The organism is Arthrobacter sp. UKPF54-2, from assembly GCF_007858535.1.
Lineage (GTDB): Bacteria > Actinomycetota > Actinomycetes > Actinomycetales > Micrococcaceae > Arthrobacter.
This window is the reverse complement of record NZ_CP040174.1, coordinates 606,319-625,282: the sequence shown is the minus strand read 5'-3', so window position 1 is coordinate 625,282 and position 18,964 is coordinate 606,319. Positions and strand designations below refer to the sequence as shown.

Genomic DNA, 18,964 nt, shown 5'->3' with positions numbered 1-18,964 from the left:
AAAACTGAGCGGCCTTAGCATTCTGCGCGATTTGTAGATAACGTCGAGGCTGTGACGACTAACTCGCGAACCAGTGCCGTGTCCAAGCAAAAGCCGAAGGCCCTGATCACGGATGGCCTGAAATTCGGCAGGTTTCCCATCACTGCCGTACAGCCCGCGGTCGAGGACGGGAAGTTCCCCGCCAAGGCCGTCGTAGGGGAGAGCATCGTCGTCGGAGCCACCGCATTCCGGGAGGGCCACGACATGCTCGGCGTCAGCGCCGTGCTCCTTGACCCGCGCGGGAAAGAGCGGCAGCGCGTCCGGCTGGCCCCGCCCCGGGGCGACCGGGGCAAGGGCACCGACCGCTGGGAAGGTCTGCTCACCCCGTCGTCCACCGGCAGGTGGTCGTTCGTGATCGAAGCCTGGCACGACCGCTACGGCACCTGGCACCACAACGCCGAGGTCAAGATTGAGGCGGGCATCGACGTCGACCTGATGCTTGCCGAAGGCGCCGCCCTGCTGACCGAGGCGTCAGAGGACGCCACCCGCCCCTCCGCCGACCGGCGGACCCTCCGGATCGCCGTCGTCGGCCTCTCCGACGGCTCCAAGACCCCGGAGGAGCGCCTGGCCGCCGGCTTCAGCACCGACGTGGCCGCCGTCATCGCACGCCAGCCGATCCGCGAACTCGTCACTGTTTCCGAGCCCTACCCCCTGCTGGTGGAGCGTGAACTGGCCGGCCGCGGCGCCTGGTACGAGTTCTTCCCCCGTTCCGAGGGCGCCGTCCGCAACCACGACACCGGCGAATGGACCTCCGGGACGTTCCGCACCGCCGCGCAGCGCCTCGACGCCGTCGCGGCCATGGGCTTCGACATCATCTACATGCCGCCGATCCACCCGATCGGCACCGCCCATCGCAAGGGCCCGAACAACACCCTGCTGGCCGGCCCGCACGACCCGGGCTCACCCTGGGCCATCGGGGCTAAGGAGGGCGGCCACGACGCCATCCACCCGGACCTGGGCACCTTCGAGGACTTTGACGCTTTTGTGGCCCGCGCCGGCGAGCTAGGCCTGGAGGTGGCCCTGGACCTCGCGCTGCAGGCCGCCCCGGACCACCCCTGGGTGCAGAGCCATCCCGAGTGGTTCACCACCCGGGTGGACGGCAGCATCGCGTACGCCGAGAACCCGCCGAAGAAGTACCAGGACATCTTCCCGCTCAACTTCGACAACGACCCCGCCGGCCTCTCCAACGAGATCCTGCGGATCGTCCTGCTCTGGATCAGCCACGGCGTGAAGATCTTCCGCGTGGACAACCCGCACACCAAACCGGTGTGGTTCTGGGAATGGCTGATCGCCAAGGTTAACAAAAAGCACCCCGACGTCGTCTTCCTCGCCGAGGCCTTCACCCGGCCCGCCATGATGCACGCGCTGGGCCGCGCCGGGTTCCAGCAGTCCTACACCTACTTCACCTGGCGCAACACCAAGGCGGAGCTGGAGACCTACTTCCAGGAAGTCAGCCACGAATCCCCGGCGTTCTTCCGGCCGAATTTCTTCGTCAACACCCCGGACATCCTCACCGAGTACCTGCAGTTCGGCGGCCCGGCGGCGTTCAAGATCCGCGCCGCGCTCGCCGCCACCGCCAGCCCGATCTGGGGTGTCTATGCCGGCTACGAGCTCTACGAGCACGTCGCCCGGCCCGGCGCGGAGGAATACATCGACAACGAGAAGTTCGAGTACAAGGCCCGCGACTGGGACGCGGCCACAGAATCCGGCCGCACCCTGGCCCCGTACCTGACCCGGCTCAACGAGATCCGGCACTCCCACCCCGCCCTCGGCGACCTACAGAACCTGACGTTGCACCAGAGCACGGACAACGCCACCGTGGTCTACTCGAAACACAAGACCCTCCCCGACGGCACCAAGGACACCCTGATCATCGTGGTCAACGTGGATCCGCATGGCATCCGGGAAAGCACCGTGACGCTGGACCTGGCAGCCCTCGAGCTGGACCCGGAGAACCTGACGCACAACGGCCGTTTCATCGTCGATGACCTGCTGACCGGCGACAGCTGGGAATGGGGCGAGTACAACTACGTCCGCCTGGACGCACATGTCGAACCCGCCCACATCCTGAGCATCCGGAGGTAGCGCCAGTGAGTTTCAGCCCGAGCAACCCCAGCCAGCATTTCACTCCGAAGCAGACGTTCGAACTTAACGCGCCCGGTCTCCAGCACGATCCGCACTGGTACCGGAAGGCGGTCTTCTACGAGGTCCTGGTCCGAGGTTTCGCGGACGGGAACGGCGACGGCTCCGGCGACTTCCACGGTTTGATCGAAAAGCTGGACTACCTGCAGTGGCTCGGCGTCGACTGCCTCTGGCTCCCGCCGTTCTTCCAGTCCCCGCTGCGGGACGGCGGCTACGACATCTCCGACTACAACTCCGTGTTGGACGAGTTCGGCACCATCAGCGACTTCAAGCGGCTCGTCGCCGAGGCCCACGCCCGCGGCGTCCGGGTCATCATCGACCTGCCGTTGAACCATACCTCGGACCAGCACCCCTGGTTCCAGGAGTCGCGCAAGGATCCGGACGGCCCGTTCGGCGACTTCTACGTGTGGAGCGACACTGACGAGAAGTACCAGGACGCCCGCATCATCTTCGTGGACACCGAGGAATCCAACTGGACCTTCGATCCGATCCGCCGCCAGTTCTTCTGGCACCGGTTCTTCAGCCACCAGCCGGACCTGAACTTCGAGAACCCCAAGGTGATCGACGCCCTCTTCGACGTCGTGCGGTTCTGGCTGGATCAAGGCATTGACGGCTTCCGCGCCGACGCCATCCCATACCTCTTCGAGGAGGAAGGCACCAACTGCGAGAACCTGCCGGCCACCCACGAATTCCTCCGGCAGCTGCGCCGGATGGTCGACGAGAGCTACCCCGGCCGGATCATCATCGCCGAAGCCAACCAGCCGCCGGCCGAAGTGGTGGAGTACTTCGGCACTGAAGAGGAACCCGAATGCCACATGGCCTTCCACTTCCCGATCATGCCGCGGCTCTATTACGCGCTGCGTGACCAGAAGGCCGCGCCCATCATCGAGACCATGAAGGACACCCCGGACATTCCCGAGGGCGCCCAGTGGGGCACGTTTCTGCGCAACCACGACGAGCTGACCCTGGAAATGGTCACCGCCGACGAGCGCGCCGCGATGCTCGGCTGGTACGCGCCGGACCCGCGGATGCGGGCCAACATCGGTATCCGCCGCCGGCTGGCCCCGCTGCTGGACAACTCCCGCTCCGAAATCGAACTCATCAACGCCCTGCTGCTCTCGCTGCCGGGAAGCCCATTCCTGTACTACGGCGACGAGATCGGCATGGGCGACAACATCTGGCTCGAGGACCGCGACGCGGTCCGCACCCCGATGCAGTGGAACCCGGACCGCAACGCCGGGTTCTCCCATGCGGACCCGGGCAAGCTCTACCTCCCGGTGATCCAGTCGCTGGTCTACAACTACAGCATGGCCAATGTCGAAGCGGAGGCCGCCCATTCCGGCTCGCTGCTGCGCTGGACCCGGCAGATCCTGAGCGTTCGCAAGAACCACCCCGCGTTCGGGCTTGGCTCGTTCCAGCACGTCGAAGCGGACCACGACGTCGTCCTGTCCTACCTGCGCGAGCTGCCGGCGGGCAACGCCGCGGGCGAGGACCCGGAGACCATCCTGTGCGCCTTCAACCTGTCCCAGCATCCCGTGGCGACCACCCTGAAGGTGCCGCAGTACGCCGGCCGCGGCCTCCGCGACGTTTTCGGCGGCCAGGCGTTCCCCGCGATCTCCGACGACGGAACCCTGACCCTCACCCTGGGCAGCCACGATTTCTTCTGGCTGCGGATCCGATCGTCCGCATCCAACCCGGCCTCGCCCCACACCCAGGCGATGCCTATCCTGTCCATCGAAGGCTGAAATGACCCCACCCACCCTGCCCCCCGCGCTTGACGCCCTGCTGCGCAGCTGGCTCCCGCGCCAGCGCTGGTTCCCCGTCAAGAGCGCGCACTTCAGCTTCGAACCGGCCGGCCGTGTGCGCCTCGAACCCGCCGCGGACTCCGCCGCGCCGGAGGCCGGCGTCGGGCTGGAGGTCCTGCTCCTCGCCGTGACGTATCCGACGGCGGACGGCAACCGCACCGACGTCGTGCAGGTGCCGCTCAGCTTCCGTTCGCTGCCGCTGGCCGGCGCCGGAGCCGCCCTGCTGGGGGAAATCCCCGCAGACGGCGCGGACCCGGCCCGCGGCTGGATCTACGACGGCGTCCACGACCCCGCATTCATCGCGGCTTGGCTGGAACTCATGCGGGCAGGCGGCGCCACCGCTGACGGCACCGCCGCCGGCCACCTGGTGGAATCGGGCCACCGGCTGCCCTTTGCCACCGGCAAGGTGCGGGTGCTCTCCGGCGAGCAGTCCAACAGTTCGGTGATCGTCGACGACGGCGGCTCCGCGGCGATCCTCAAATTCTTCCGGGTGCTGTCCGAGGGCCAGAACCCCGAGGTTGAGATCGGCGCTGCGCTGACCGGGGGCCGCACCGCGGAAGTGCCGGCCACCCTCGGCTGGGTAACCGGCGAATGGACCGGCCCCGGAGGCGCCTCGACGGCCCGCGGCGAGCTTGCCGTCGCGCACGAATTCCTGGCCGGCGGCCTGGACGCCTGGCGCCTCGCCGTGGATGCGGCCAGCACCGGAACCGGCTTCACGGCAGAGGCCCGCGCCCTCGGCGTCGCCACGGCCACCGTGCACCGCCGCCTGGCCGAGGCGCTGGGCACCGCCGCCGAGACGGTGCCGGGCGGGGACATCGCGCCCGGCGTCGCCCAGCGCGTACGGCAGTCATGGGCGGAAGCTGGCGCCGCCGTCGGACCCTTCGACGATGAACTGGAGGCCCTGCTGGCGCGCCTCGAAGGCAGCAGCGCGGGCCGCCTGCAGCGGATCCACGGCGACCTGCACCTCGGCCAGATCCTCCAGGTCCCCGGCGGCCCGGGGATGCCCGCGCGCTGGGCCATCCTCGACTTCGAGGGCGAACCGCTGCGGCCGATCTCCGAACGCAACTTCCCGGACGTTCCGCTGCGCGACGTCGTCGGCATGCTGCGCTCCTTTGACTACGCCGCCGGGGCGGCCGTCCGCGAATACGACGATGCCGTGGTGCCCGCGGACTGGGTGGACGACTGCGCCGAGGCCTTCCTGGCCGGCTACGCGGAGGTCACGCCCGGCACCATTGACCGCGACTCGCCCCTTTTTGTGGCGTTGTGGCTCGACAAAGCCCTCTACGAAGTTGTTTACGAACTCCGGAACAGGCCCGACTGGCTCGCCATCCCGGTGAACGCATCCCGTCGTCTCCTCGGCAGTACAGGCTCCGGCGTTCCCGCCGAAGCCGCAGTGGAAGGTATCAAAATGACAGGTCCAGCACGAACCGATCGACCCGGCGTCCCGCTTCCCGTGGACGCGGAGACCCTTGCGCGGGTCGCGGCCGGCGAGCACCACGCCCCGCACTCAGTCCTCGGCGCGCACCTCGATGACTACGGCCACGTCACCATCCGCACCGTGAAGCACCTTGCGGAAGCCGTCTCCGTGGTGACCTCGGCCGGCAGCTTCCCGATGACGCATGAATCCGGCGGCGTGTGGGTGGCCGTGCTGGAGCCCGTCGATGAGGGCCACGTGCCCGACTACCGGCTTGAGGTCAGCTACGAGGGCCGGGAACCGCAGCAGGCTGACGAGCCCTACCGCTACCTGCCCTCGGTGGGGGAGATTGACCTGCACCTGATCGGCGAGGGACGCCACGAGCGCCTCTGGGATGTGCTGGGCGCCCACGTGCGGCACTACAAGTCGGCCCTCGGCGACGTCGACGGCGTATCCTTCGCGGTGTGGGCCCCGAACGCCCAGGCCGTGCGCGTGAAGGGTGACTTCAACGGCTGGGACGGCCGTGAATTCTCGATGCGCTCGCTCGGGTCCTCCGGCGTCTGGGAGCTGTTCATTCCCGGCGTTGTGGCAGGGGCGTGCTACAAATTTGAGATCAAAACCCGGCACGGCCACTGGGTCGAGAAGGCCGACCCGCTGGCCTTCGGCACCGAGGTTCCGCCGCTGACAGCGTCCCGCGTGGTGGAGCCCTCCTACGCCTTCAAGGACGACGAGTGGATGAAGGCACGCGCGGCCCGGGATCCGCACAACGCCCCGATGAGCGTGTACGAAGTACACCTGGGCTCCTGGCGGGTAGGGCTGGATTACCGCCAGCTCGCCAAGGAACTCGTGGAGTACGTGCAGTGGCTCGGCTTCACCCATGTGGAGTTCATGCCGGTCGCCGAGCACCCCTTCGGCGGATCCTGGGGCTACCAGGTCACGTCCTACTTCGCGCCGACCTCGCGCTTCGGGCACCCGGACGAATTCCGGCACCTCGTGGACGCACTGCACCAGGCGGGCATCGGCGTGCTGCTGGACTGGGTGCCGGCACACTTCCCCAAGGACGAGTGGGCGCTGGCCCGCTTCGACGGAGAACCCCTGTACGAGCACTCCGACCCGAACCTGGGCGAGCACCCCGACTGGGGCACCCTGATCTTCGACTTCGGCCGCCGCGAGGTCCGCAACTTCCTCGTCGCCAACGCGCTCTACTGGCTGGACGAATTCCACATCGACGGCCTCCGCGTCGATGCCGTGGCCTCGATGCTCTACCTGGATTACTCCCGCGAGGAAGGCCAGTGGCAGCCGAACCGCTTCGGCGGGCGCGAAAACCTCGAGGCGATCTCCTTCCTGCAGGAGGTCAACGCCACGGTCTACAAAACGCACCCGGGCGCGGTCATGATCGCCGAGGAATCCACCGCGTTCCCCGGCGTCACCGCCCCCACGAGCCAGGGTGGGCTGGGCTTCGGGATCAAATGGAACATGGGCTGGATGCACGACTCGCTCAAGTACATGGCCGAGGACCCGTATAACCGCAAGTGGCACCACGGCACCATCACCTTCTCGATGGTCTACGCCTACACGGAGAACTTCCTGCTCCCGATCAGCCATGACGAGGTGGTGCACGGCAAGGGTTCGATGCTGCGCAAGATGCCCGGCGACCGCTGGCAGCAGCTCGCCAACCTGCGCGCCTTCCTGGCCTACCAGTGGGCCCACCCCGGCAAGCAGCTGATCTTCATGGGCACCGAGTTTGGCCAGGAAGCGGAATGGTCCGAACAGCACGGTCTGGACTGGTGGCTGGCGGACATCCCGGCGCACCGCGGCGTGCAGCTCCTGACCAAGGACCTCAACGAGCTCTACAGCGCCACGCCCGCCCTGTACCAACGGGACAACGATCCCGACGGCTTCCAGTGGATCAACGGCGGCGACGCCGACCGGAACGTGCTGACCTTCATCCGCCGGGACGCCGCCGGCAAAGAGCTGGTCTGCGCCCTGAACTTCTCCGGCGCCCCGCACCATGACTTCCGCCTGGGCGTCCCCGCGGCGGGGCAGTGGCAGGAAGTCTTGAACACCGACGCCGCTGCTTACGGCGGGTCGGGCGTTTTGAACGACGGTGCCCTGACGGCATCCGCCGACGGCGTTGACGGCCAGCCGGCCACGCTCACCGTGACGCTGCCGCCGCTGGGTGCCGCGTACTTCAGGGCGATCGGCTAGCAAGCCCACCGCTGGCACGGACAAGCCCGGGATCCTTGCGGTTCCGGGCCTTTCCGTTCCCCGCGCCGGCCCGTCCAGGGGGCGGCCAGGGGTGCCCGCCGGGGCCGCTTTGTCACCCGGGCCAACTGGTGGTAGAGTTTATTTCCGCGCTGCTCCCCGGAGTTGATCCGCTAAGAAGACCAAGAAGCCTATGGCAAGACTGAGTCGGAAACGCTGATTTGACTAGGGTGAAGCGGCCCGGTAAGTTTGAAAAGTTGCTCCGGAGCGATCCGCGGCCCTGTTGAGGGGTTGTGGTGGTGCCGGGTGTGTCTGTTGTTTGAGAACTCAATAGTGTGCCAAGTTTGTTGATACCAATTTTTTGTATTGAATTGGTTGATTGTGCCGGATTGTCCACCCCGTGGATGGTCTGGTGTTTTTAGCTGGTTTCAAATTTTGTGCAGTGTGTGTTCCCGTTTTCCCGGGGGCGGATGCTGTGTCTGTTTTTCTTCAACGGAGAGTTTGATCCTGGCTCAGGATGAACGCTGGCGGCGTGCTTAACACATGCAAGTCGAACGATGATCCGGTGCTTGCACCGGGGATTAGTGGCGAACGGGTGAGTAACACGTGAGTAACCTGCCCTTAACTCTGGGATAAGCCTGGGAAACTGGGTCTAATACCGGATATGACTCCTCATCGCATGGTGGGGGGTGGAAAGCTTTATTGTGGTTTTGGATGGACTCGCGGCCTATCAGCTTGTTGGTGAGGTAATGGCTCACCAAGGCGACGACGGGTAGCCGGCCTGAGAGGGTGACCGGCCACACTGGGACTGAGACACGGCCCAGACTCCTACGGGAGGCAGCAGTGGGGAATATTGCACAATGGGCGCAAGCCTGATGCAGCGACGCCGCGTGAGGGATGACGGCCTTCGGGTTGTAAACCTCTTTCAGTAGGGAAGAAGCGAAAGTGACGGTACCTGCAGAAGAAGCGCCGGCTAACTACGTGCCAGCAGCCGCGGTAATACGTAGGGCGCAAGCGTTATCCGGAATTATTGGGCGTAAAGAGCTCGTAGGCGGTTTGTCGCGTCTGCCGTGAAAGTCCGGGGCTCAACTCCGGATCTGCGGTGGGTACGGGCAGACTAGAGTGATGTAGGGGAGACTGGAATTCCTGGTGTAGCGGTGAAATGCGCAGATATCAGGAGGAACACCGATGGCGAAGGCAGGTCTCTGGGCATTAACTGACGCTGAGGAGCGAAAGCATGGGGAGCGAACAGGATTAGATACCCTGGTAGTCCATGCCGTAAACGTTGGGCACTAGGTGTGGGGGACATTCCACGTTTTCCGCGCCGTAGCTAACGCATTAAGTGCCCCGCCTGGGGAGTACGGCCGCAAGGCTAAAACTCAAAGGAATTGACGGGGGCCCGCACAAGCGGCGGAGCATGCGGATTAATTCGATGCAACGCGAAGAACCTTACCAAGGCTTGACATGAACCGGTAATACCTGGAAACAGGTGCCCCGCTTGCGGTCGGTTCACAGGTGGTGCATGGTTGTCGTCAGCTCGTGTCGTGAGATGTTGGGTTAAGTCCCGCAACGAGCGCAACCCTCGTTCCATGTTGCCAGCGCGTAATGGCGGGGACTCATGGGAGACTGCCGGGGTCAACTCGGAGGAAGGTGGGGACGACGTCAAATCATCATGCCCCTTATGTCTTGGGCTTCACGCATGCTACAATGGCCGGTACAAAGGGTTGCGATACTGTGAGGTGGAGCTAATCCCAAAAAGCCGGTCTCAGTTCGGATTGGGGTCTGCAACTCGACCCCATGAAGTCGGAGTCGCTAGTAATCGCAGATCAGCAACGCTGCGGTGAATACGTTCCCGGGCCTTGTACACACCGCCCGTCAAGTCACGAAAGTTGGTAACACCCGAAGCCGGTGGCCTAACCCCTTGTGGGAGGGAGCTGTCGAAGGTGGGACTGGCGATTGGGACTAAGTCGTAACAAGGTAGCCGTACCGGAAGGTGCGGCTGGATCACCTCCTTTCTAAGGAGCACCTACAACAACCCCGCCCCGCGTTTCGTGGGTGTGGTGGTGTTGTCAGGAGTAACGCCCGTTGCGCAGACGCAAGTTCTGCGGCGGGTGCTCACGGGTGGAATATCAACAAATAGCGGCCGCTGCGTTTCCTCCGGCACCCAGTACGGAACCACCCTTGTGTGGGTCCTGGAACGGTGTGTGAGGGTTCGGGCGGTTTAGTGTTTGGCACACTGTTGGGTCCTGAGACAACAGGACCGGTTGCTACGGCCTTCGGGTGGTGGTGTCCGGGACTTGTGTTTCTGGTTTCCCGGCTGCGGCGTTTCATGCACCGTGTGGGTCCTTTGGGGTCCGGGTGTGTGGGGTGTGTGGTACGGGGTTGTTGTTTGAGAACTACATAGTGGACGCGAGCATCTTTTATAAGAAGCAATTTCCAAGAATATGAACCTGGATCTGTCCTTGCATCCTTCGGGGTGTGGGGGTGGTTTTCGTGGTTCTCTCGAAATTACTCCTTGATCTTTTGTGGTCAAGTTTTTAAGAGCACACGGTGGATGCCTTGGCATTAGGAGCCGAAGAAGGACGTAGGAATCTGCGATAAGCCTGGGGGAGTCGATAACCGGACTGTGATCCCAGGGTGTCCGAATGGGGAAACCCCGCCAGACGCGCGAGTGATCTGGTGACCCGCATCTGAACACATAGGGTGCGTGGAGGGAACGCGGGGAAGTGAAACATCTCAGTACCCGCAGGAAGAGAAAACAATAGTGATTCCGTTAGTAGTGGCGAGCGAACGCGGATCAGGCTAAACCGTTCCATGTGTGATAGCCGGCGGGCGTTGCATGGTCGGGGTTGTGGGACTTTCCGTTCTGTCTCTGCCGGGACAGTGGGGTGAGAGCATGTGCATAGGTGAACGGTCTTGGAAGGCCGGCCAGAGAGGGTGTGAGCCCCGTAACCGAAATGTAGTGTGCCGCCTGGGAAGTATCCCAAGTAGCACGGGGCCCGAGAAATCCCGTGCGAATCTGTCAGGACCACCTGATAAGCCTAAATACTCCCTAATGACCGATAGCGGACCAGTACCGTGAGGGAAAGGTGAAAAGTACCCCGGGAGGGGAGTGAAACAGTACCTGAAACCGTGTGCTTACAATCCGTCGGAGCCTCCGCAGCTTGCTGTGTTGGGGTGACGGCGTGCCTTTTGAAGAATGAGCCTGCGAGTTAGTGTTACGTCGCGAGGTTAACCCGTGTGGGGAAGCCGTAGCGAAAGCGAGTCTGAACAGGGCGTTGCAGTGGCGTGATCTAGACCCGAAGCGAAGTGATCTACCCATGGCCAGGTTGAAGCGACGGTAAGACGTCGTGGAGGACCGAACCCACTTCAGTTGAAAATGGAGGGGATGAGCTGTGGGTAGGGGTGAAAGGCCAATCAAACTTCGTGATAGCTGGTTCTCCCCGAAATGCATTTAGGTGCAGCGTTGCGTGTTTCTTACCGGAGGTAGAGCTACTGGATGGCTAATGGGCCCTACAAGGTTACTGACGTCAGCCAAACTCCGAATGCCGGTAAGTGAGAGCGCAGCAGTGAGACTGTGGGGGATAAGCTTCATAGTCGAGAGGGAAACAGCCCAGACCACCAACTAAGGCCCCTAAGCGTGTGCTAAGTGGGAAAGGATGTGGAGTTGCGAAGACAACCAGGAGGTTGGCTTAGAAGCAGCCATCCTTAAAAGAGTGCGTAATAGCTCACTGGTCAAGTGATTCCGCGCCGACAATGTAGCGGGGCTCAAGTACACCGCCGAAGTTGTGGCATTCAGATAGTAGCTAAGCCCTTGTGGTTCAGGCGTCTGGATGGGTAGGGGAGCGTCGTGTGGGCAGTGAAGTCGCGGTGGAAACCAGCGGTGGAGCCTACACGAGTGAGAATGCAGGCATGAGTAGCGAAAGACGGGTGAGAAACCCGTCCGCCGAATGATCAAGGGTTCCAGGGTCAAGCTAATCTGCCCTGGGTAAGTCGGGACCTAAGGCGAGGCCGACAGGCGTAGTCGATGGACAACGGGTTGATATTCCCGTACCGGCGAAAAACCGCCCATGCTGAACAGGGGATACTAACCGCCCGAGACCTGCCCGACACCCCTTGTGGGTGAAGGGTTTTGGTGGAGCGCGGGACCGAAACCTGGGAGGCAAGCGTATTAACAGGTGTGACGCAGGAAGGTAGCCGAGCCGGGCGATGGTTGTCCCGGTCTAAGGATGTAGGGCGAACGGTAGGCAAATCCGCCGTTCATGATGCCTGAGACCCGACGGGACCCCCGTATGGGGGGATTCGGTGATCCTATGCTGCCTAGAAAAGCATCGACGCGAGGTTTTAGCCGCCCGTACCCCAAACCGACACAGGTGATCAGGTAGAGAATACTAAGGCGATCGAGAGAATTATGGTTAAGGAACTCGGCAAAATGCCCCCGTAACTTCGGGAGAAGGGGGGCCCCTATCGTGATGGACACTTGCTGTCCGGAGCGTGCAGGGGCCGCAGAGACCAGGGGGAAGCGACTGTTTACTAAAAACACAGGTCCGTGCGAAGTCGCAAGACGATGTATACGGACTGACTCCTGCCCGGTGCTGGAAGGTTAAGAGGACCGGTTAGCCGCAAGGCGAAGCTGAGAATTTAAGCCCCAGTAAACGGCGGTGGTAACTATAACCATCCTAAGGTAGCGAAATTCCTTGTCGGGTAAGTTCCGACCTGCACGAATGGAGTAACGACTTCCCCGCTGTCTCAACCATAAACTCGGCGAAATTGCAGTACGAGTAAAGATGCTCGTTACGCGCAGCAGGACGGAAAGACCCCGAGACCTTTACTATAGTTTGGTATTGGTGTTCGGAGTGGCTTGTGTAGGATAGGTGGGAGACGTTGAAGCCCGGACGCCAGTTCGGGTGGAGTCATCGTTGAAATACCACTCTGGTCACTTTGGACATCTAACTTCGGCCCGTAATCCGGGTCAGGGACAGTGCCTGATGGGTAGTTTAACTGGGGCGGTTGCCTCCTAAAAAGTAACGGAGGCGCCCAAAGGTTCCCTCAGCCTGGTTGGCAATCAGGTGTCGAGTGTAAGTGCACAAGGGAGCTTGACTGTGAGAGAGACATCTCGAGCAGGGACGAAAGTCGGGACTAGTGATCCGGCGGTACATTGTGGAATGGCCGTCGCTCAACGGATAAAAGGTACCTCGGGGATAACAGGCTGATCTTGCCCAAGAGTCCATATCGACGGCATGGTTTGGCACCTCGATGTCGGCTCGTCGCATCCTGGGGCTGGAGTAGGTCCCAAGGGTTGGGCTGTTCGCCCATTAAAGCGGTACGCGAGCTGGGTTTAGAACGTCGTGAGACAGTTCGGTCCCTATCCGCTGCGCGCGCAGGAAATTTGAGAAGGGCTGTCCTTAGTACGAGAGGACCGGGACGGACGAACCTCTGGTGTGTCAGTTGTACTGCCAAGTGCACCGCTGATTAGCTACGTTCGGATGGGATAACCGCTGAAAGCATCTAAGCGGGAAGCTCGCTTCGAGATGAGATTTCCATACACCTTGCGTGTGAGAGGCCCCCAGCCAGACCACTGGGTTGATAGGCCGGATGTGGAAGCGAGGACTAACGACTCGTGAAGCTGACCGGTACTAATAGGCCGATAACTTACACCACACACCCCTCCCGCGAACCAACATCAAAAGGGGTTCGCACCACGGGAAGGGTACAAAGAAACAAGACTGCTTGCGTCCACTATGTGGTTCCCAAACAACAAACCCGTCGCCAGACGAAACGTTGCACAGGAACCAAAACAACTGAATACAACACCACAAGTTGTAACCACAGATTTCCCACCCCAGGCCCCCGGCCAGGGGCGCGGAGCAAGGGTTACGGCGGTCATAGCGTGGGGGAAACGCCCGGTCCCATTCCGAACCCGGAAGCTAAGACCCACAGCGCCGATGGTACTGCACCCGGGAGGGTGTGGGAGAGTAGGTCACCGCCGGAACATCATTGAGGTCGAGAGCCTCCAACCACCAGGTTGGAGGCTCTCCCCCTTTAACCCCAAAACACCAACCCGACGCTCCCTCAGGTCTTGCCGCCACGACAGAGACCCTCCCGCACTTCCGTGGCCTAACGTCGGAACCCTCCTGCAGCAGCCTGTGCCCCGGCGTCGGTCGCGGCACTCCAGAGGTGAGGGAGCGTTGGGCAGAAACGTGCCACATGTGAGGGAGCGTCGGGGAGAAGGGTGCCAGAGGTGAGGGAGCGTTGGGGCGAAATATGCCAAACGTGAGGGAGCGTCGTGAGGGAAGCCGCCAGAGGTGAGGGAGCGTCGGGAGTGGGCCGGGCGCCTGGCCGGGCAGCGGTAGCTTGTAGAGTTGGTGCCCATGGATAACCTCTTCAGCCATGCCGCGGCAGCCCCGGACCCGGAACCTGAGGGCGGCCTCGAGCCGGTGGTGTTCACCGTCGTCGTCCCGGGCGCGGTCGCGAGGGCCTTTGTCGGATTCACCGAGCACACGCACCTCTGGTGGCCGCTGGAAGACCACAGTGTGTATGGCGCGGGCTCCTACGTGGAGTTCGAGGAGAACCTGATCCTCGAAACTGCTGACGACGGCCGGACCGCCAGCTGGGGCACCATCGACGACTGGCAGCCCCCGCTGTCCTTCCACGCCAGCTGGCACCCCGGCACGCAGGCGTTGTGGTCCACCGAGCTGCGCGTCGCCTTCCGGGCCGTGGAGGGTGGCACGGAGGTGCGGCTGGTGCAGAGTGGCTGGGAGGGCGCCCAGGACCCGGCTGCGACGCGTGCGGAGTACCAGGCCGGCTGGCCAGGGGTCCTGGCGAAGTTCGTGCGCTTCATGGGCGGCCAGACGGCCGAGTAACCGCAGACGGCCGAGTAACCAACGGCGCCGCCGCCGTCGGTCTAGCGAAGGGGTGCAGCGTCGACCGGCGGAACCGCAGTGCTGGACCGGATTACAAACCTGGTCGGGTACTCGGTGTCTGCCGCCACGGTGTCCGTGCCGCCTTCAAGACCTGCCAGCAGCCGCCGGACGGCCATGGCCCCTTGGCCGCGGGGGTCCTGGTCGATGGTGGTCAGGCCGAACAGTTCGCCCAGTTCGTGGCCGTCGATGCCGATCACGGACAAATCGTGCGGAACGCGCAGCCCGAAGTCCCGGGCGGCGAGAATCGTGCCGATCGCCATCTCATCGGAGGCGGCGAAGACCGCGGTGGGGCGTTCCGGGGAGCTGCCCAGTAGCTGCCGTGCGCTGGCGTACGCGCCCTGGATGGTGAAGTCGGCCGAGACCAGCCACTCGGGCCGGATGGGCAGGCCCGCGTCCCGCATGGCCTTGGTGAAGCCGCCCTGGCGGGTGCCCGGCAGCCGGAAGTCCTTCTCGTAGGCGGCGTCGCCGGTCATATGCGCGATCCGGCTGTGGCCAAGCTGGATCAGGTGCCGGGCCGCGGCCTCGGCAATGCCCGAATCGTTGATCCGGATGGTCGAGGCGCCCGGCAGCGGGCCGCCAATGCCGACAATGGGCCGGTGGATCGCGAGCAGTTGCTGGATCTCGGCCTCGCTGAGCTCCAGGGACACCGCAATCACCGCATCCACGCGCTTGCGCAGCAGGAAGTCGTTCAGCACGCTGTGCCGGCGTTCCTCGCCCTCGCTGACGTTGTACAGCGTGAGGTCATAGCCGGCGTCGAGCAGGGTCGCGGAGACGCCCTCCACCACCGAGGAGAAGAACCAGCGGTGCACGGAGGGAACCACAACGCCGACGTTGTGGTTCCGCCCGGACGCGAGGCTGGAGGCGTGGTAGGAGAGGACAAAGCCGAGTTCGGCCGCCGCAGCCTGGGCACGCTCACGGCTCTGGGTGGAGACGTTGCCCTTGCCGCTCAAGGCGCGCGAAACGGTGGCGATGGAGAGGCCCGCCCGTTCCGCGACGTCCTTGATGCCGGGCATTTTCAGCGCTCCGTGTCCTCGATGTAGATATCCAGCCAAACCGTTTCACCTGAGCTTAACCGATGGGCAGTGCCCTCCGATTCGGATGACGCGGAGCTGCGAAGCAGCACCTCGCCGGCGGGCAGTTCGAGGGAATCCGGGCCGACGTTCATCAGGACCGCGGTGGTGCCGTTGAGGAAGGCCAGCGACGTGTCCGTGCACCAGTCCTCAAGCCAGGCGAGGGAGCCCCCGCCGAGGCCGAGCTCGCGCCGCAGCCCCAGCATGCGCCGGTACAGGCTCAGGTGCGACGACGGCGACCCGGCCTGCGCGTCGCGGGCCAGCCCGGCGAAGCTCTCCGGCTGCGGCAGCCACGGGTCGGCTCCGGCGCCGAAGCCCGCGTGGGCCTCGCCGGAGCGCCACGGCAGCGGAACCCGGCAGCCGTCCCGGCCCAGCCGCTCGCCGCCGGTCCGCCCGAAGGTGGGATCCTGGCGCTGGTGGTCGGGGATGTCGATGCCGTCCGGCAGCCCGAGTTCCTCGCCCTGGTACAGGTAGGCGCCGCCGGGCAGGCCCAGCATGAACATCGAGGCCGCGGCCGCGCGGGAGCGTCCGAGCTCCTCGTCCGGCTGCATGTCGGCGGGGCCGATGCCGTCGCCGTCGCGGGGCGCCGGACCGTTGTAGCCGAAGCGGGTGGCGTGCCGGACGACGTCGTGGTTGGACAGCACCCAGGTGCTGGGCGCGCCGACGGCGTCCAGGGCGGTGAGCGAGTCGGTGATGACGCCGCGCATGCGGTGCACGTCCAGGCCTGCGTGCAGGTACGGGAAGTTGAAGGCCTGGTGCATCTCGTCCGGGCGGACCCAGTCGGCGAGCCGGGGGAGCGGGTCCACGTTGGCCTCGGCGCAGAGGATGCGGTCGGGTCCGTATTCGGCCAGGATCCGGCGCCAGGTCCGGTAGATGTCGTGCAGCGCGGGCTGGCCGAACATCGGGGCCTCGTGCCCGGGGAAGCCGTGCGAGCTGTTGCCGTCCGCGCGGCCGCCCCACTCGGGCAGGCCCGGGGCCTTGACGAGGGCGTGCGCCACGTCGACGCGGAAGCCGGAGACCCCACGATCCAGCCAGAAGCGCAGGACGCGCTCGAACTCGGCGTGGACGGCGTCGTTGTCCCAGTTGAAATCGGGCTGGGAGGTGTCGAAAAGGTGCAGGTACCACTGGCCGGGGGTGCCGTCCGGCTCGGTGATGCGGGTCCAGGCCGGACCGCCGAAGTGCGACTGCCAGTTGTTGGGCGGCAGCTCGCCGGCGTCGCCAAGGCCGTCGCGGAAGATGAACATGTCCCGTTCCGGGCTGTCCGCGGGGGCGGCCAGCGCGGCCTGGAAAGCGGTGTGCTGGTCCGAGCAGTGGTTCGGCACCAGGTCGACGATCAGCCGCAGGCCGAGCCGGGTGGCCTCGGCCATCATGGCGTCGAAGTCGGCCAGGCTGCCGAACAGGGGATCGACGTCGCAGTAGTCGCTGACGTCGTAGCCGGCGTCGCGCTGCGGCGAACGGTAGAACGGGGAGAGCCAGACGGCGTCGATGTCCAGCTCCGCGAGCTGGTGCAGTTCGGCGGTAATGCCCGCCAGATCGCCGACGCCGTCGCCGTTCAGGTCCCGGAAAGAACGCGGGTACACCTGGTAGATGACGGCGGAGCGCCACCAGCCGGGGGTCTGGTCTGCGGCATGCACCAGGGTCAAGGGGCTGGCCAGGGCGGAGAGGACTGAATCAACGGACATGCCGGTAATCGTAAGGCCCGCCGGCCGAAATTGAAAACGCTTCCAGTCGCGGGGTGTCGGCGCGCCGGATTGAGGCCGCAGGCCTGCTCCCCTTGCAATGGCGGCCTCTTCCCCCTGTCCGCGCGGGTTCTCGGAATCCCTGGAAACACGGGCGTGGTAAGCAGCCTGCGACACGCCCCGCTAGAATGACTTTCCAAAGCGTGCATCACCGTGTAGCTTGGAAGCGCTTGCAGCTGTGAGCCACATCACCGACGATGCCACCGGGCCCGGATCCTACCGATCAGGGCCCAACGCGTGGATGCAGGATTTTATGAAAGGGACACCAATGAAGGTGCAGAACACCCTCACAACCGGGACCAGCCGCCGGGTCTTCACGGCGGGCGCGCTCTCCGTGGCCGCGGCGCTGGCACTGAGCGCCTGCGGCGGAGCGGCAACCACCGCCCCGGCCACGGCCACCGCGAAGCCGGACCTCAAGTCCGCCGGCGCAGCCACGATCACCATGTGGGTCGACGCCGAGCGCTCGCCCGCACTGAAGGACATCACCGCGAAGTTCCAGGCTGACACCGGAATCGAAGTAAAGCTCGTGGTCAAGGACTTCGCGGCAGTCCGCGACGACTTCATCACCCAGGTCCCCACCGGCAAGGGCCCGGACCTGATCGTCGGCCCGCACGACTGGGTAGGCAAGTTCGTCCAGAACGGCGTGATCGCACCCGTCGAGCTCGGCGACAAGAAGGCCTCCTTCCAGGATTCCTCCATCAAGGCCATGACCTACAACGGCTCGGTCTACGGCGTTCCCTACGCGATCGAGAACATCGCGCTGCTGCGCAACACCGCGATTGTCTCCGACACGGCCAAGACCATGGACGAGGTCATCGCCAACGGCAAGAAGGCCGTCGCCGACGGCAAGGCCAAGTTCCCGTTCCTCGTCGGAATGGACCCGAAGCAGGGCGACCCGTACCACCTGTACCCGCTGCAGTCCTCCATGGGCTCGCAGGTCTTCGGCAAGGCCTCCGACGGCGGCTACGACCCGAAGCAACTCCTGATCGGCGACGCCGCCGGCGTCGAGTTCGCCAAGAAGCTGGCCGCCTGGGGCGACGCCGGTGAGAAGATCATCAACTCCAACATCACCGGTGACATCGCCAAGGAGAAGTTCCTGGCCGGCGAATCCCCGTACTTCCTGACCGGCCCGTGGAATGTCCCGGACGTGCAGAAGAAGGGCATCAAGTTCGCCGTGGACGCACTGCCGACCACGGGCGGCCAGCCTGCCCAGCCGTTCATCGGTGTTAACGGCTTCTTCATCAGCGCCAAGAGCGCCAACGCCCTGGCCACCAACGAGTTCGTGACCAACTACCTCACCTCCGAGGCAGCCCAGGACTCCATGTACAAGGCAGGCGGCCGCCCGCCGGCGCTGAAGGCTTCCTTCGAGAAGGCTGCAAGCGACCCGGTTGTGGCAGCATTCGGCAAGATCGGCGCCACCGGCGTCCCGATGCCGGCCATCCCGGAAATGAGCGCGGTTTGGGCTGACTGGGGAGCCACCGAGCTCGCCCTCATCAAGGGCCAGGGCGACCCCGCCGCTGACTGGGCCAAGATGGCAGCCAGCATCAAGACCAAAATCGGGGGCTAGCCCCCGAGCCGGTTCCTGACCCCTCAACACTTTCGGGGGCGTCAGGAACCGGCCAGCACC

The 18,964-nt window shown here is 64.4% G+C and carries 7 protein-coding genes and 3 rRNA genes; 8 read left to right on the top strand and 2 right to left on the bottom strand.

Annotated elements, in window-relative coordinates:
- The first annotated feature begins 51 nt into the window (after positions 1 to 51).
- The 7 genes from E7Y32_RS02675 to E7Y32_RS02645 all read left to right on the top strand — a co-directional run bounded on the left by E7Y32_RS02675 (position 52) and on the right by E7Y32_RS02645 (position 14,468).
- Positions 52 to 2,124: an alpha-1,4-glucan--maltose-1-phosphate maltosyltransferase gene (locus E7Y32_RS02675; protein WP_315897981.1), complete on the top strand. Its 2,073-nt coding sequence runs from the start codon at positions 52 to 54 to the stop codon at positions 2,122 to 2,124.
- Between the two features lie 5 nt (positions 2,125 to 2,129).
- Entirely contained in the window at positions 2,130 to 3,926 is a 1,797-nt protein-coding gene (treS, locus tag E7Y32_RS02670; RefSeq protein ID WP_146335767.1) for a maltose alpha-D-glucosyltransferase, read from the top strand.
- Position 3,927: 1 nt separating this feature from the next.
- Complete coding sequence (locus tag E7Y32_RS02665) at positions 3,928 to 7,608, top strand: 1,4-alpha-glucan branching enzyme (protein WP_146335766.1); 3,681 nt, start codon at positions 3,928 to 3,930, stop codon at positions 7,606 to 7,608.
- Between the two features lie 486 nt (positions 7,609 to 8,094).
- Positions 8,095 to 9,620, top strand: a 16S ribosomal RNA gene (locus E7Y32_RS02660).
- A 512-nt stretch (positions 9,621 to 10,132) separates the two neighbouring features.
- Positions 10,133 to 13,266, top strand: a 23S ribosomal RNA gene (locus E7Y32_RS02655).
- A gap of 214 nt (positions 13,267 to 13,480) precedes the next feature.
- Positions 13,481 to 13,597 (top strand): 5S ribosomal RNA (rrf, locus tag E7Y32_RS02650).
- The 16S, 23S and 5S rRNA genes sit together here, the layout of an rRNA operon.
- 379 nt (positions 13,598 to 13,976) lie before the next feature.
- Positions 13,977 to 14,468 (top strand): SRPBCC domain-containing protein, encoded by a 492-nt coding sequence (locus tag E7Y32_RS02645; RefSeq protein WP_146335765.1) that lies wholly within the window; start codon positions 13,977 to 13,979, stop codon positions 14,466 to 14,468.
- Positions 14,469 to 14,509: 41 nt separating this feature from the next.
- Here E7Y32_RS02645 and E7Y32_RS02640 read toward each other — a convergent pair whose 3' ends face one another.
- Together E7Y32_RS02640 and E7Y32_RS02635 are read right to left on the bottom strand one after the other, a co-directional pair.
- The gene (locus E7Y32_RS02640; RefSeq protein WP_146335764.1) at positions 14,510 to 15,541 is read right to left on the bottom strand and encodes a LacI family DNA-binding transcriptional regulator; all 1,032 of its coding nucleotides are present in this window, start codon (positions 15,539 to 15,541) and stop codon (positions 14,510 to 14,512) included.
- Between the two features lie 2 nt (positions 15,542 to 15,543).
- Positions 15,544 to 17,280 (bottom strand): glycoside hydrolase family 13 protein, encoded by a 1,737-nt coding sequence (locus E7Y32_RS02635; protein WP_146335763.1) that lies wholly within the window; start codon positions 17,278 to 17,280, stop codon positions 15,544 to 15,546.
- A gap of 325 nt (positions 17,281 to 17,605) precedes the next feature.
- Here E7Y32_RS02635 and E7Y32_RS02630 point away from each other — a divergent pair, with 325 nt between their 5' ends.
- Positions 17,606 to 18,904 carry a maltose ABC transporter substrate-binding protein gene (locus E7Y32_RS02630; protein WP_146335762.1) on the top strand — a complete coding sequence of 433 codons (1,299 nt, stop codon included), beginning with the start codon at positions 17,606 to 17,608 and terminating at the stop codon, positions 18,902 to 18,904.
- Positions 18,905 to 18,964 lie beyond the last annotated feature (60 nt).

Bases quoted from the DNA above. Each gene is read 5' to 3' on its own strand.
- E7Y32_RS02665 (WP_146335766.1), top strand. From the start codon at position 3,928: ATGACCCCACCCACCCTGCCCCCCGCGCTTGACGCCCTGCTGCGCAGC.
- E7Y32_RS02645 (WP_146335765.1), top strand. From the start codon at position 13,977: ATGGATAACCTCTTCAGCCATGCCGCGGCAGCCCCGGACCCGGAACCT.
- E7Y32_RS02640 (WP_146335764.1), bottom strand. From the start codon at position 15,541: ATGCCCGGCATCAAGGACGTCGCGGAACGGGCGGGCCTCTCCATCGCC.
- E7Y32_RS02635 (WP_146335763.1), bottom strand. From the start codon at position 17,280: ATGTCCGTTGATTCAGTCCTCTCCGCCCTGGCCAGCCCCTTGACCCTG.
- E7Y32_RS02630 (WP_146335762.1), top strand. From the start codon at position 17,606: ATGAAGGTGCAGAACACCCTCACAACCGGGACCAGCCGCCGGGTCTTC.